The sequence below is a fragment of the Bradyrhizobium sp. CW1 genome, from assembly GCF_023100665.1.
In the GTDB taxonomy this organism is placed as follows: Bacteria; Pseudomonadota; Alphaproteobacteria; order Rhizobiales; family Xanthobacteraceae; genus Bradyrhizobium; species Bradyrhizobium canariense_D.
Genome location: NZ_CP064684.1, coordinates 4,439,302 through 4,453,405, shown reverse-complemented (window position 1 = coordinate 4,453,405; position 14,104 = coordinate 4,439,302). Strand labels below are relative to the sequence as shown.

At 62.2% G+C, this 14,104-nt stretch carries 15 protein-coding genes and 1 pseudogene; 9 read left to right on the top strand and 7 right to left on the bottom strand.

Annotation, left to right across the window (positions count from 1 at the left end; translation table 11 throughout):
* The first annotated feature begins 36 nt into the window (after positions 1–36).
* Together IVB54_RS21955 and IVB54_RS21950 are read left to right on the top strand one after the other, a co-directional pair.
* Positions 37–438, top strand: a complete 402-nt coding sequence (locus IVB54_RS21955) for a PaaI family thioesterase (protein ID WP_026233137.1) — start codon at positions 37–39, stop codon at positions 436–438.
* A 151-nt stretch (positions 439–589) separates the two neighbouring features.
* Entirely contained in the window at positions 590–1,219 is a 630-nt protein-coding gene (locus IVB54_RS21950; protein ID WP_026233138.1) for a GNAT family N-acetyltransferase, read from the top strand.
* A gap of 79 nt (positions 1,220–1,298) precedes the next feature.
* On the opposite strand, the gene IVB54_RS21945 is transcribed toward IVB54_RS21950, so the two are convergent.
* Together IVB54_RS21945 and IVB54_RS21940 are read right to left on the bottom strand one after the other, a co-directional pair.
* Positions 1,299–1,604 (bottom strand): hypothetical protein, encoded by a 306-nt coding sequence (locus tag IVB54_RS21945; protein ID WP_018456315.1) that lies wholly within the window; start codon positions 1,602–1,604, stop codon positions 1,299–1,301.
* Positions 1,605–1,699: 95 nt separating this feature from the next.
* The gene (locus IVB54_RS21940) at positions 1,700–2,386 is read right to left on the bottom strand and encodes a DUF2161 family putative PD-(D/E)XK-type phosphodiesterase (protein ID WP_018456316.1); all 687 of its coding nucleotides are present in this window, start codon (positions 2,384–2,386) and stop codon (positions 1,700–1,702) included.
* A gap of 143 nt (positions 2,387–2,529) precedes the next feature.
* Between IVB54_RS21940 and IVB54_RS21935 the strand changes: the two genes are divergently transcribed.
* Positions 2,530–2,877 carry a GrlR family regulatory protein gene (locus IVB54_RS21935; RefSeq protein ID WP_018456317.1) on the top strand — a complete coding sequence of 116 codons (348 nt, stop codon included), beginning with the start codon at positions 2,530–2,532 and terminating at the stop codon, positions 2,875–2,877.
* Here the strand turns inward: IVB54_RS21935 and IVB54_RS21930 are convergent, their stop codons facing one another.
* The 3 genes from IVB54_RS21930 to IVB54_RS21920 form a co-directional block, all read right to left on the bottom strand.
* Positions 2,878–3,558, bottom strand: coding sequence for an SDR family oxidoreductase (locus IVB54_RS21930; RefSeq protein ID WP_247777518.1), 681 nt, complete (start codon positions 3,556–3,558; stop codon positions 2,878–2,880). It lies immediately after the preceding gene.
* 40 nt (positions 3,559–3,598) lie between these two features.
* A complete protein-coding gene (locus tag IVB54_RS21925; RefSeq protein WP_018456319.1) occupies positions 3,599–4,342 on the bottom strand; it encodes a tyrosine-protein phosphatase in 744 nt (247 codons plus the stop codon).
* 168 nt (positions 4,343–4,510) lie between these two features.
* A complete protein-coding gene (locus tag IVB54_RS21920; protein WP_007591835.1) occupies positions 4,511–4,714 on the bottom strand; it encodes a DUF2735 domain-containing protein in 204 nt (67 codons plus the stop codon).
* Between the two features lie 538 nt (positions 4,715–5,252).
* Here IVB54_RS21920 and IVB54_RS21915 point away from each other — a divergent pair.
* The 5 genes from IVB54_RS21915 to IVB54_RS21895 all read left to right on the top strand — a co-directional run bounded on the left by IVB54_RS21915 (position 5,253) and on the right by IVB54_RS21895 (position 9,842).
* Positions 5,253–6,287, top strand: a complete 1,035-nt coding sequence (locus IVB54_RS21915; RefSeq protein WP_018456321.1) for a glutamine synthetase beta-grasp domain-containing protein — start codon at positions 5,253–5,255, stop codon at positions 6,285–6,287.
* Between the two features lie 194 nt (positions 6,288–6,481).
* Entirely contained in the window at positions 6,482–7,183 is a 702-nt protein-coding gene (locus IVB54_RS21910; protein ID WP_018456322.1) for a GrlR family regulatory protein, read from the top strand.
* A gap of 18 nt (positions 7,184–7,201) precedes the next feature.
* The gene (locus IVB54_RS21905) at positions 7,202–7,885 is read left to right on the top strand and encodes a substrate-binding domain-containing protein (protein WP_026233140.1); all 684 of its coding nucleotides are present in this window, start codon (positions 7,202–7,204) and stop codon (positions 7,883–7,885) included.
* 32 nt (positions 7,886–7,917) lie between these two features.
* The gene (locus tag IVB54_RS21900) at positions 7,918–8,739 is read left to right on the top strand and encodes a tetratricopeptide repeat protein (RefSeq protein WP_018456324.1); all 822 of its coding nucleotides are present in this window, start codon (positions 7,918–7,920) and stop codon (positions 8,737–8,739) included.
* A 398-nt stretch (positions 8,740–9,137) separates the two neighbouring features.
* Positions 9,138–9,842: a GrlR family regulatory protein gene (locus IVB54_RS21895; RefSeq protein ID WP_018456325.1), complete on the top strand. Its 705-nt coding sequence runs from the start codon at positions 9,138–9,140 to the stop codon at positions 9,840–9,842.
* A 149-nt stretch (positions 9,843–9,991) separates the two neighbouring features.
* On the opposite strand, the gene IVB54_RS21890 is transcribed toward IVB54_RS21895, so the two are convergent.
* Positions 9,992–11,212, bottom strand: a complete 1,221-nt coding sequence (locus IVB54_RS21890) for a hypothetical protein (protein WP_245288434.1) — start codon at positions 11,210–11,212, stop codon at positions 9,992–9,994.
* 591 nt (positions 11,213–11,803) lie between these two features.
* Here IVB54_RS21890 and IVB54_RS21885 point away from each other — a divergent pair.
* Entirely contained in the window at positions 11,804–12,622 is an 819-nt protein-coding gene (locus IVB54_RS21885) for a methyltransferase domain-containing protein (RefSeq protein WP_018456327.1), read from the top strand.
* Positions 12,623–13,033: 411 nt separating this feature from the next.
* Here IVB54_RS21885 and IVB54_RS21880 read toward each other — a convergent pair.
* Positions 13,034–13,749, bottom strand: a pseudogene (locus tag IVB54_RS21880) (DUF418 domain-containing protein).
* Positions 13,750–14,104: the final 355 nt, after the last annotated feature.

Sequence of the window (14,104 nt, the reverse complement as noted above, 5' to 3'; positions counted from 1 at the left end):
TCACCCTGTGAGCAGAATGATTTGGGAGGAGATCCGATGACGCCGCTCGATAAACTTAAAGCAATGAAGATGCCGTTTGCCGAACTCAAGGGCGTCGAGTTCGTCGAGGCCGAGAGGGATCGCGTGGTGGCGCGGATGACGGTCAGGCCCGATCTCTGCACGCTTCATCATACCATTCACGGCGGCGCGGTGATGGCGCTGGCCGATTCCGTCGGCGCGGCGGCCACCGTGATCAATCTGCCGGAGGACGCCAAGGGCACGACCACGCTCGAGAGCAAGACCAACTTCATCGGCGGGGCCAAGGAGGGAACCACGGTAATCGCGACCGCCACCCCAATCCACAGAGGCCGGCGGACCCAGGTCTGGACCACCCGGCTGGAGACCGAGGACGGCAAGCTGGTTGCCGTTGTGACGCAGACCCAGCTGGTCCTCGTGTGAATACGGGGGGCTTGATTTTATTAAAGAATTAGTCGCTTCCGATGCCCGAAACTTGGGCAGGTTCCCGTCTTGAAAAGTTTGTTGCGATGCACAATATTGGAGGCCTAGGGATTCGAACGCCTCCTCGAGGGACACCAAGAGGAGTTTTGACTTGTCACTCGCAGCAGATTTTGGACTTGAAATAACCAACCGCCCGAAGTCCGTTCAGGGCTACGTGCGGACCTTGAGCCAGCAGGAAGAATTGCCGCTTTTGCGCGATCACCTGCTGAGGCTCGATGCCGAAAGCCGGCACGACCGCTTCAACGGTTTTCTCGACGACAGTTTTATCGAGCGTTACGCCGCCCGCTGTGCCGAGGACGGCACCGTTATTGTCGCCTATATCGTCGATGGCGTGGTCCGCGGTGCGGCCGAGCTGCATCCGCCCGAGGGCGATTCGCTGCCCGAGGTCGCCTTCAGCGTGGAAGCTTCGGCGCGGCGCCAGAACGTCGGCACCGTGCTGTTCAGCCGCCTGATCGCGGAAGCGCGCTGGAAAGGCTACAAGCGCCTGCGCATCACCACCGGCGCCGAGAATCACCCGATGCGCGCGCTCGCCAGGAAGTTCGGGGCGCATCTGCAATTCCGTCATGGCGAATCGACCGGCACGATCGATCTCGCCAAGGCGCCTGAGGACGAACTCGCTGATCTCGCGGCCTCGCCATTCAGGGCCGGCCGCGCTCTTATCAGCTTCAACTCGACCTGCTGGAAGATCATCTCCAGCATCTACGGCAATCGCGCCGCCTGACCTGAAAAATCCGATTGGAATCAAAAAAGCGGACCGGCAAAACCGGTCCGCTTTTGTATTGTATGTAGGGACTAGGCCGTCAGGTGCCGGTGCGCTTGTCGTTGCCGAAGCGGCGCACGACACGGCGTTCGACCACCACCGAGCGCTGCGCACCCTGTTCGCCGGCGATCACGCGGGTCGAGGTGATGCGGCTGTTGGTGCGAACCTGCTTCTTGACCTCGGCCTGGACGACATCGAGCGGCATGCCCATCAAGGCTGCGGCGATCTCGGCCTGCTGCTCCTGATCATCGGTGATGCCGACGGCGGCGAAGATCGCCTCGTCTAAGGTCGGGGGATCGTGGCGCACGCGCCGCGTGCCATATTTGGTATTCCAGTTTGCGTTCATAACGGCCTCGTTTCGATGCCGGGATACCTAGTGCCGTCTATGTTGCATTGCAATATGAAATCGGTGTGGCATCTCAGCTATGCACCGGTTGGGTGTCAGGGTAGTGACGGGAGACCGGCAACATCCGCAACCCGCTGTTGTGGCCAGCGTTTCAGCGCCGCCTGGCCAGCTTCCGTCAGCCCGTAGATTCCCCGCTCGGTGCGTTCGAACCAGCCATACACATTGTTAAGCATGATCTTGCCGGCATCGGGACAGCGCCGGCGCAATTCGCTCACCCGCCGCGGGCCTGCCGCGAGCTCCGAGGCGCAGGCCAGTGCCTGCTGCCGATAGGCCGTCATGATCGGCGCGCGCGTGCTGCCGCCCAGCGCCGGATCGCCCTGGCGGCGCTGATGCTCTGCGACCAGGCGCGAACGGACCTTCGGCTCCCGGCGTGGGGCTGCCGTCGGCGGCTTCACCAGCACCTCGACCTGACCGCGGTCGGTCACCCCGAGCATGCCGAAGCCGAGGCGGCGACAGAGATTGCGATACCGTGCGTCGGTCTCGCGTCCCTTGCCGCGCGCTGACATCTTTGCCGCAATCCAGACCTCGTCGCCGGCCGGTGCACGATCGACCGCCTGAAGGATCAGCTCGAGATTGAAGGTCAGCTTGAGCTCGCCGATCACCACCACCGGAGGATCGCCGGCGCTGAGGCCCACGAGATCGCAGCCGCCGATCTCGCCCTTGACCGTGAAGCCGAGCTCTTCGAGGAAGCGTTTGACAGGCAGATAGAGCGTGGTTTCCAAAGGAAGCTTCCGAATGTCACGTTCGATCGGAGAATCAGTCTGCGGCAGTTTAGCCCCGGAGTGGACTTAGAGCTCTGCGCCATTTGATCGGGAACAGATGATCCGGCTATCCTGCGGGTGGGACAATCGGGCGCTTCACGAAGATGACCATCAGGAATGGGCTCTATCATATCCGCATCGAAATGCTGGATGCCGTTCAGGGCGGCAACCAAGGCGTCATGGTGATGCGCGACGGCACCATGCGGGGCGGGGACTCATTCTTCTTCGCCTACGGCAGCTACACCTCGGCCAACGGCAAGTGGAAGGGCGAGCTGACCAACGAGGAGCATTCCCCCTCGTTCGACGAGCGCCCGGTGTGGGGCCGCAAGGTCGTGACCATCGGCTTCAGTGGCACTTACAATGGCGAGACCGCGTACGGCGAGGGCATCGCGCTCGCCGGCAAGCAGAGCATCCGTTTCAGAGGCAATCTCCGGCTCTTGGTGCCGGATTGATTACACCCGCCCGCCAACCGGGATCAGCGCGCCGGTGACGCCGCTGGCGGCATCGCTGGCGAGGAACAGAATGACTTCGGCGAGTTCCTGCGGTGTCACCCATTTGGCGAAGTCGGCCTTCGGCATGTCGGCGCGGTTGGCCTTGGTGTCGATGATCGAGGGCAGCACCGCGTTCACGGTCACCTTGCCTTTCCACTCGCTCGCCAGCGCCTCGGTGAGCCGGTGGACGCCGGCTTTCGACGCCGCATAGGGGCCCATGCCGGAGCCGGCCTGAAGCGCGCCCATGGCCCCGATATTGACGATGCGGCCGGCCTTGGACGCGGCCAGATGCGGCAGGGCCGCCTGCGAGGCGTTGAGTGCCGTCAGCACGTTGAGCGCATGCATGCGCTGCCATGTCTTGACGTCGCCGTCGCCGACGGTCTCGAAGGCGAAGCCACCGGCGATGTTAACCAACACGTCGAGCCCGCCAAAGTGTCTCGCCGCTGCCTCGACCGCCGTCTTTGCTTGTGCTGCGTCGGACAGATCGACGCCGCCGATCTCGATGCGCTCAGGCATCCCGGAGATTTGCGATGGCGCATGGTCGATGCCGGCCACGCGCGCGCCGCGTGCCAGCGCGGTCTCGGCGACCACCTTGCCGAGCGCGCCGAGTGCGCCGGTCACGATCAGAACCTTGCCTTGCATCATTGTTCTCCCGGCACGGCCGCTTAAGATTTACGGCCGCCTACGATTGCAGATAGCGCGCCTTCAGTGCGATCCGCTCCGGTGTGCCGAGCTCGAGACCGTCGCGCAAGTAGGTTTCGAGATCGCCATACTCGCTACCGACGGCCTCGAAAGCAGCCGCAAGATACGAGGCCTCGACGTTGCCGATCGCGTCGAGAACATCGGCGGGAAGATCGGAGACGTTTGATGCGTCGCGCTTGTAGTGCTGGTTGGTCAGCAGATAATCCTCGGCAATGACGTCATCAGATACGCCGAGCGCATGCAGGATCAGCGCGCTGGCAAAGCCGGTGCGGTCCTTGCCGGCGGTGCAGTGGATCACGAGCGGCGCGCGGTCCTCCAGGAGATGCCCGAACAGGTTGCGGAAACTGGCCGTGTTGTGGCGTACATAGTTGCGATAGGATTCGCGCATGAGTTCGAGCGCGACCGGCGCGGTCAACCTGCCCCTGCCGAGCTCGGCGCGCAGCGCAGCCACGACTGTCGGCTCGATCGGCAGCGAATGCACGGCGATCTCGTTGACCACGCGGACACCCGCCGCGCGTTCCTCGACGCCGCGAAAATCGAAGGCGCTGCGCACGCCCAACGCGCGGACGATCTCGATATCGGCAGCAGTGAGCTGGCCGAGATGGTTGGAGCGGAAGATCTGCCGCCATCGCGTGATACGGCCATCTGCGGTCGGATAGCCGCCGAGGTCGCGAAAATTGCTGGCGCCTTGCAGGGCGAGATGGCGGGCAGGGAAGTCTTTCATGGAGGTGTCTTGTCAGGCATTTGAAACGGTCTGTGATCACCTGCGCGACCATATAATCCCGCAATCAAGTCCGGAATGGAAAAGGGCCGAAACACCGTTGTTTCGACCCTTTTTCGAACTGACGCCGGGCATCGAGAGACCGCGGCGGTATTGAACCGAACGCAGGCATCAGCGATCCCATTTCGGCTTGGCTTCATCGACTGCTTCCTGATGGTACCAGCTGCCGCTGCAAATCGTCTCGTTCACGGGAAGCGAGGCGTGGTTGGCGGGAAGGCGGGTCTCACCGTTGCGGCGCCCCCCGAGAGCCGAGCGGCCCCCGACAGGGAATTGGTAGATCTGTGCAGATCCGTGACTCAGTCCATTGTTCATCATTGCATTATCTCCCGAGATCGCAGCGCTGGCCTCCATGGTGCGCCCGACTCGTTGGCTTGTGGTTACTGGAATCCCCATATCGGCCGTGCATTCCGAAATGCAAAGTGCTGAAAAGGAAATCAGCGTTGGCCTATTTTGTAGGCAGACTGCATTCTGCTTCCTCTAAGGCAGCGCTCGGGTGGCTAACGCGTGGGCCGTTGCGAAGGTTGCGGGCGACGGTCGCAGTCTTGGCGAATATTGCCCGACGTTGATGCGCGTTTAGCCGGCAACCTTAGACCCGGGCCGGCCTGCTTCAAAATCGGGCGATTTCCGCGGGATTTTTGCGATGCAGCTTCACGCAAAGGTGCGCCGCTATGACGCGCGGCGCACTGGCCGATCCGCCGGGAGGGAAGAGGGGGCCGGCGGCGGTGGAAAACCTCCCGCGCTGCGGCCTTTTGGCACGTTAAATGCTTGGAAAGGGTCGGCCGATGTTGGCCGGGTAAACAATCGTGCGGGGGCCTGCGGCCCCCACCTTTCGCATCATCTACAGAGAGGCTCAATGACCAAGTATAAGCTCGAGTACATCTGGCTCGACGGATATACGCCGACTCCGAACTTGCGCGGCAAAACTCAGATCAAGGAATTCGCGTCGTTCCCGACGCTCGAGCAGCTTCCGCTCTGGGGCTTCGATGGCTCCTCCACCCAGCAGGCTGAAGGCCACAGCTCCGATTGCGTGCTGAAGCCGGTCGCGGTGTTCCCGGATGGCGCCCGCACCAACGGCGTGCTCGTGATGTGCGAAGTCATGATGCCCGACGGCAAGACCCCGCACCCGACCAACAAGCGCGCCACCATCCTTGACGATTCCGGCGCCTGGTTCGGTTTCGAGCAGGAATACTTCTTCTATAAGGACGGCCGTCCGCTCGGCTTCCCGGCCTCGGGGTATCCGGCGCCCCAAGGTCCGTACTACACCGGCGTCGGCTTCTCGAACGTCGGCGACGTCGCCCGTAAGATCGTCGAAGAGCATCTCGACCTCTGCCTGGCTGCCGGCATCAACCATGAAGGCATCAACGCGGAAGTCGCGAAGGGCCAGTGGGAATTCCAGATCTTCGGCAAGGGCTCCAAGAAGGCCGCTGACGAAATGTGGATGGCCCGCTACCTGATGCTGCGCCTGACCGAGAAGTACGGCATCGACATCGAGTTCCACTGCAAGCCGCTCGGCGACACCGACTGGAACGGCTCCGGCATGCACGCCAACTTCTCGACCGAGTACATGCGTACGGTCGGCGGCAAGGAGTACTTCGAGGCGCTGATGGCGGCCTTCGACAAGAACCTGATGGACCACATCGCCGTCTACGGCCCGGACAACGACAAGCGTCTGACCGGCAAGCACGAGACCGCGCCCTGGAACAAGTTCAGCTACGGCATTGCCGATCGCGGTGCTTCGATCCGCGTGCCGCACTCCTTCGTCAACAATGGTTACAAGGGCTATCTGGAAGACCGTCGTCCGAATTCGCAGGGCGACCCATACCAGATCGCTTCGCAGATCCTGAAGACGATCGCCTCCGTGCCGGCCGACAAGAAGGCCGCCGCCTAAGATCCTCCCGGCCCGGGCTGGGGGGCTGGCCCCGGTTGGACTTCGATCCGCCGAAGCCGAAAGGCTTCGGCGGATTTTTCATTTTGCTGACAGCCGTTGCGGAGACTCATCGGACCTCATGGCCGGAAACTTGTCCATCGCCGCCGAAAGCGGGATAGACTGCGTCTGGGTGCGCGCAGGGCCGGGGACGGCTGGTGTTTGAAGGCTTCTACAAGGTGAGATTTCAGCTCGGCGACCGGGTCGGCCGGAGCGTGATGCATGCCGGCAACGGCAAGATGCTCGGCGGCAATTCGGCCTTCGCCCATATCGGCACCTACGTGAAGACCGAAGCCGGCGTCGACGTCGTGATCAACACCGTCCGCCACAACCCCGATCCGAACTATCGCGCCATGGCGGGCACGGACGATGCGACGTTGCTTGCCAAGGGCTGGGCCGACGGCGATCTCTATCGCTTCAAGGGCGAGCTCAAGGAGCTGCCCGGCGTACCCTTTCAGTCGTTGATGACACCGATCACCGAAGACGAGATGCCGATCGCCGGCGGTGTCGGCGAGGCCGGTATCGCCGACGGGCTCTACTCGGTGCATCTGCGCATGCTCGATGGCGTCGACGGCGGTCTCACCGGCGTGATGCTGCTCAACAAGGGCCGCATCCTCGGCGGCGATGCATCGTTCTATTATCTCGGCAGCTACACCGCCGCCAACGGGCGCTGGAAGGGCCAGATCCTCAATCAGGAGCACACGCCGGCCAAGGACGATCCGATCTTCGGCGGCCACGAGGTCGGCATCGGCTTCTCCGGCACCTATGATGCCGAAGAGGCGGTGCTGGAGGCAACGGCGCTCGCCGGCAAGCGCAGCCTGCGCCTGACCGCCGCGCTCAAGCTGATGCACCGCGCCTGATCGTCACGGGAATCGCTGATGGAAACAATTCGCATGCTCTCGACGCTCGGCCTGATGGGCGCGATGCGCAGCCTCTCCTCCGCGTACGAGACCGCGACCGGCGTCCACATCGATGCCGATTTCGCGCCGACGCTGGCGCTGCTCAAACGGTTGCGCGACGGCGAGGCCGCCGATCTCGTCATCCTCACCCGCGAAGGGCTCGACGAGATGATCGGCGAGGGCCGTGTGATCGCCGAGAGCGCTGCCGATCTCGCGCGCTCCTTCGTCGGCATCGCGGTGCGGGCAGAGCAGGCACATCCCGACATCGCCACGGCATCCGCACTGCGCAACACGCTGCTCGCGGCGCGGTCGGTGGCCTATTCGCGACTGGGGGCGAGCGGGGTCTATTTCGCCCGGTTGATCGCGCAGATGGGGATCGCGGAAGAGATCAACGCCAAGGCCACCATCGTCGAGCAGGGCTTTACCGCGGAGCGGCTCGTGAGCGGCGAGGCCGACCTCGCGGTGCAGCAGATCAGCGAGCTGAAGCAGGTCGAAGGCATCGAGGTGGTCGGCCCGATCCCGCACGATCTGCAAACGCCGGCCGTGTTCTCCGCCGGTCGGATGACAAACGCCGAGAACGCCGACGCCGCTGACCGGCTGCTGCGCTATCTGGCATCGCCCGAGGTGGTCCCCGTGCTGCGCCAATCGGGACTCGAGCCTTGAATTTGCCGAGACTGCGACGCAACCTGGCGTCCATGCGGACTTTCCTCGTTGCCATCCTTCTCACGCTTGCGGTGCCGTTGTCGGGGCATGGGCAATCGGCCGACCTCGTGCTGTGCGACCGGGTCGCGGCCGATCCCAGCGATCCCGACAAGCCGGCCGACGTCAGGGGCGCGACCGAGATTGCGGCCTCCGACGTTGCGACCGCCATCAAGTTCTGCAAGCAGGCCGCGCCGTCGTCGCGGCGCGCGATGTTCGCGCTCGGCCGCGCCTATGCGGCCAACCGGCAACCGGCGGACGCGATGGCAGCCTGGCGCAAAGCTGCCGACAAGGGATCGAGTGCGGCGATGGTCGAGCTCGGCGTGGCCTACGGTACCGGCTCCGGCGTCGCCAGGGACGAAGCGCAGGCGCGGAAATTGTTCGAGAAGGCGGCGCAGGCCGGCAATCCCCGCGGCATCAGCAATCTCGCCGCGCTTGGCGGCAGCGGCGGTGCCGCGCCGGCCGATCCGGCACAGGCGCGCGCATTGCTGGGCAAGGCCGCCGAGACCAACGCGGAGGCGCAGTACCAGCTCGGCATGATGCTCTCCGAAGGCACGGGCGGGGCGAAGGACGACGCCGCGGCGCGCGCGCTGTTCGAAAAGGCTGCCGCGCAAAACCATCCCGGCGCGCTGGAGCGGATGGGCGCCTTCGCGCAGGAGGGCCGCGGCGGGCCAAAGGACAAGGACGCCGCGAAATCCTACTACGAGCGCGCCGCAGCGCTCGGCGACGAGGATGCCAAGCAGGCGCTGGAGCGGCTGCGCTGTCCCTATGCGATCAAGGACAAGCAGGGCAAGCTCGTCACCACGCTGTGCTTCTAAAGCCCGATGAACGCGCTGTAGATTTATTTGTGAGCATGATCTTTTCGGGAAACCGCTGCGCATTTTTCCGGATCATGCCGTAGCGCCTCGGCCGGCGGGTTCGAAGCCGGCTTTGGTGAGTGCGCAAGGCCGTTCGCGACCGGCCAAACAAAAAAACTCGAAAAACAACCCCATGCACAGTAGCCAAGTGGTTGAAATCACAGGCCTGCAAATGGTGTGAAATCGCCATATGCGGAATTGCCGAAATTGCTTGCGCCGTCGGGCAAAACAGGCGCATGATGGCATCATGGCAGGGCGTGGCTTCGCGAATGGCCCTGCGCGAAAAAGCCCGATGGTCTTGATGCGATGGCAGTGCTAGGTAGCGCGTGCTTTCCTTATGATTTTGCGGGTCACTTGCGTTGCTGGACGGGCTCTACAAGGTTGAATACGGCGTCAACGATGCCTTCGGCCGCAGCATCATGTGCATGCATGATGGCAAGCTGCTGGGCGGAAATTCGGCCTTCGCGCATCTCGGAAGCTATTTCGAGCGCGACGGCGAGATCATCGCCGAAGTCATCACCGAACGGCACAACGACGATCCCAACTACAAGCCGCTGATGGGGGCTGATGTCGCCGCGATCGGCGCGCGCGGCCGACTCGTCGGCAACCAGATCCGTCTCGCGGGCAGCGCGGACACGATGCCGGGCGCCGGTTTCTGGGCCAATCTCACGCGGCTCGATGACGAGGGGTTGCCGCCGCAGGGGACGATCGGTCCAGGCGGGGTGGTGAACGGGCTCTATGCGATCCATCTGCGCGCGCTCGACGGCGTCGATGCCGGGCTCTCCGGCGTCATGCTGCTGATGGACGGCCGCATCCTCGGCGGAGATGCGTTCTTCTACTATCTCGGCTCCTATTCCTCGGCTGACGGCCGCTGGAAGGGCGAGATCCTCAACCAGGAGCATACGCCGGCAAAAGGCGAGAACCCCGTGTTCGGCGGCTATGAGGTCGGGATCGGCTTCTCCGGAACCTGCACGGCGGACAGCGGCGAACTCGAAGGCATCGCGCTCGCCGGCAAGCGCAGCCTGCGGCTCGCGGCCTCGCTCAAGCTGATGCGGCGGGCGTAGGGCGGTTACTCAAAGATTTGGGATCTCCGCTCGAGTGGCTCAACAGGCCTGACGTCCGAGCCGCGGCAATGTCGGCAAGTGACCCCCAAGCGGACATATCGAAATCAGGACAGATCGAAACGGCCTCGACGAGAAGCACTGCGGCTCAGCTAGGGAAGTCCTTTTGTCATCGTAAAGGGATTGAACCCACCTTCCGCAAGGGCAGCCCACGAAGCTGCGCCAAGATGTGACAATCGGAAATAGTTTCGCGGCTTGGTCGGGTCGGTGTCCAACACGAACCCCGTCGGTAACGCGCGGACAGTCGTGGCATAGAACCCACCATCGGGCGACCTCTGGGATTCGATGACAGCGATCAGCGAATCTGCCCTCTTCGTCTTGCCGAGCAATTTCATCAAGAGAGCCATTTGGCTCGTACCTTCGGTCCACACACCGTCTCGGTCTTCACCGTAAGAAAAGCCTCCGCCGACACTCATTCGCTGTTCGGCGGTCGTCATTGCCGATGCAAATTTCCCGGCCGCTCCGTGAAGCGCTGTTAAAGGCCAGATCTGGGCATCCAGAGCCAAAATCGGATTATGCGTGACACCGTCTTCAGCGGTTCCTGCGGCGAAACAGACGCACCCCGGATCCCACATCGTATTTACAAAGTACTCGGCAACCGTTGCCTTATCGCGCCAGCGCGAATCGCCTGTGCGGATCGCAAGAAGACCAAACGCGGCGGCGAGGTCAGTATTATGTTCAGTCGATTTCCACGTCCGCACTTCCGGCGTCGGTTCGTGCCCAAACGTACCTCCCGTGAAACCGCCAGTACCGCGCGTATCGGCCCATTGCGCGACCCAAGCGCCAAGCCGCGCTGCACCATCGCGAAACGGGGAGCCGGTGTTCACATCATCAATCGACAGCAACGCCAACATGGCCCATGCCATGTTACCAACATCGCTTCCCACCTGATATCGATCCTCCAACCATTCGTTCCGATTATTGTCCCACCAACCCGGAAGTTTGGCGGAGCCATTCGCCACCACACCCGCGGCGTAAGCGTTTCGGAGCCGTCCATCATGCCAGGTCCGGTCATTATCGACGGCCCAGAGGATCGCCGCGCCCATCCGACTTGCTTTGTCTCGCTCACCGCAACCGACCAACGCGATGACAGCCACCGCATTGTCATAGAGGTATGCGGCGCCATGGAGAGGCCCCGATTCCACGGTCGGATAGCTGGGCAAAAACAACGGCCCTGGCTGCGCCTTATCAATTTGACTAGCGAGGTACCCGCATGCAGACGCTTCCGGTGTTGCCAAAGCCCGTAGTGGAGCGGTGGCTAAAATGATTATGAAGGTCGTTACGATCCAGACGAAGGTTTCTATTCGGGCCACTTGGCCGTTCTCCAGGGTGGACGATGATTCTATATACCCATCGGCGAAGTCTGGAAGTGGCCCCATCGCAATCGCGCTTGCGGTGCCCGCTCATGTCTGAAGTTGAGGGTAGACCGCCCGCCCTGACTGCCCACGGCCGAAACCGGCGCTATTGACCCACCGCGGAGTCCGACGCATCGAGCTCCCCCCGAGGGAGTGGACTGTCGGGTTCCGATACTCGGAACTCATCGGGATCGCAACGGGATTCACATGCCTTAATGAAGCCGCGCACGACCGCTGCTTTAATTCGCGGTTCGGTAGCGAATTTGAGTAATGGGGCGATCATGCAGGACTTTCAAGCTGAGCTGGCCTCTCGGCTCAACGACCTCTATTGCCGGCTCTCAGAACTGGAAAATCTTCGACTTCAGATCGAAGATGCGGAGCGATGCCATCGGGCTGTGATTGCACCGCCGCCCCTCGCACTATTTCGCCGTCAAGCTCGAAAAGAGCCTGCACTTCGCTGAGGGAGCGGACGCGCTTTTGACCACCCGTGGCGGACATCGCTGTGTTGAGCTATAAGCGCAGGAGCGAACGTCCTTTTGGCATCATCTGATGGAGCAGCAAGGTCAGTGGCAGGTCGCTGGTAGTGCGCCCGAAGTGTACGAACGGGAGTTGGTCCCGGCTGTGTTTGGGCCATGGGCCCCCGTCCTGATAGACCTCGCTCGGCCGAAGCTGGGCGAACGCGTAGTCGATATTGCTTGCGGCACTGGAATAGTGGCGCGCCTCGCGGCGGTGAAGGTGGGCCCTACCGGGATCGTGACGGGCATCGATCTCAATCCTGGCATGTTGAACGTGGCACGATCGCTCGGGATGGCCGATGACGCTGCCTCGGTTCAATGGCAGGAGGCCAGTGCAGACAAACTGCCGTCCGCTGACAGCGCGTTTGATATTGCGTACTGCCAACTCGGCCTCCAGTTCTTCGCCGACAGACCAGCTGCTTTGCGCGAAATGCGCAGAGTTCTATCTTCAAGGGGAAGGCTCGCCCTCATGGTGTGGTGCGGCATCGATCAAAGTCCCGGGTTTGAATCTTTAGCCAAAATACTGGAGCGCCACATCGGTCCAGCGGCGGCCACAATCATGCGAGCTCCATTTGGACTCGCCGATGCCGATCAGCTGAGCCGACTTGTCGCTGCTGCGAACTTTCAGGATATCACGGTTCAACGGAGGGTCGGTGCCATCGAGTTTCCATCCGTCGAACGATTTGTATTTAGCTATGTTGCGGGTTCGCCACTGGCCAGTCATGTGTCGCAAGCAAGCGAGGTGGCTCGCGAACACCTGGCCGAAGATACCAAGTTGGAGTTGGGAAAATACGTGGGTAGTAGCGGGTTATCGTTCCCGATAGCAGCTCACCTACTCACCGCAACCGCTTGATACGTCCGCTGATGGCATGGCCCTTAGCGGACCGCTGGCCTAGCCGCGCGGCCCCCGAGGGAGTGGATGATCCGCCGGTTTGCACGGGAACTTTTGTGCACTTTTGCACTTATCAGTCCTGCCGCGATGGTCGCGCTGATCAAGCGCTCCATCGAACTCCTCCAAGCTTCAGCTCCTAAAGTTCAAAGCCGAATGCCATCCGGTCGTCGACCTCCGAGCGATGCACCGTCCTGAGGGGAGTGAACTTCATCCATCCGTGCACGATGAGGCTTGAGCGGGGGGCTCATTTGGCGATGCCCGCTTCTGGCCCGTGGCTGACCTCAGCCCAGAGCGCGGCGATGTCCGCTTCGTGCAAGTGACCCGACCAAGGTTATGCTGGCTGAAGAGGGCAGCCTTTGACCCCTGGCAGACCTAGGCTGGGCGCTTGCTCGAGCTGGTCAGACGATCATGAGACATCGGCTGCAGTATGCCGTACATCAGTGTCCGCCATAACCATTCGACCGGGCCGTACCTGTACCGGTCTAACCACCAACCGCTGACAAATACCTGGCAGACGTAGACGAAAAGCCCGATAGCCAGTGCTTCGCCGCCCCGAGCTGCCCAAATAGCCCGAGGCCGTATCCGTAGAAAATCCAGCCAAAGATCATGGACTGAGCGAGGTAATTCGTGAATGCCATGCGCCCTAGCGGCGCAGCCCAGCCCAGCAATCGCTTGCCGTTCGCCAGATCGGCGACGGCGATGATCATTGCACCGTAGCCGAAAGCCAGCAGGATCGTGCCTGTGGGAGTGGCCAGTGCGCCGAGACCGGCGCCCGCTACGACGCCGCTTACTCTTAGGAGGATCAAGACTGCGCCTAGCCCAGTACAGCTGATTGCTGTCAAGAACAGGAGTGGACGATCTCGCTTCCTCAAGGCATTGCTGCGCCAGACGAGGGCACCAATCAAAAATAGCCCTATCGTCCGCGGGAATACGTAGATGTGGAGAGGAACGATCACGGGGATTTCGCTGACCCGGAACGCCAGCACCTGCCCGAAGCTGCCCCCTGCATAGACCTGATTGGCTTCAAGCACATGGCCTTGCAACGAAGCCAAGCTGGGAAACAATCCAGGAGGGGACCACACCTGCATGGCCAAATACAGCGCCAGGAATGTCGCCGCGCCGCATGAAAGCAGCCAGCGGGGGCCAAACAGGAATGGTAGGACGACTAACCCTGCGATCGCATATTCGGTAAGAATGTCACCATTCCAGATCAGGAAAAGGTGAATCAGTCCAAACGTCAGCAAGGCGATCAGACGGCGAAACAACAGAAGCGCGCGATGCGGGTTCGTCGAGAGGTGCTCATATTGAATGGCAAGTCCAACTCCGAATAACAGTGAGAACAGGGCAAATGCCTTCATATCGACCGCGAGCATCAAGACTGTCTCGACCGCGCGGTCAAACGGAGGTGCCGGTCGCCCGGCGGGTAAGAACTGCTCGAAGATT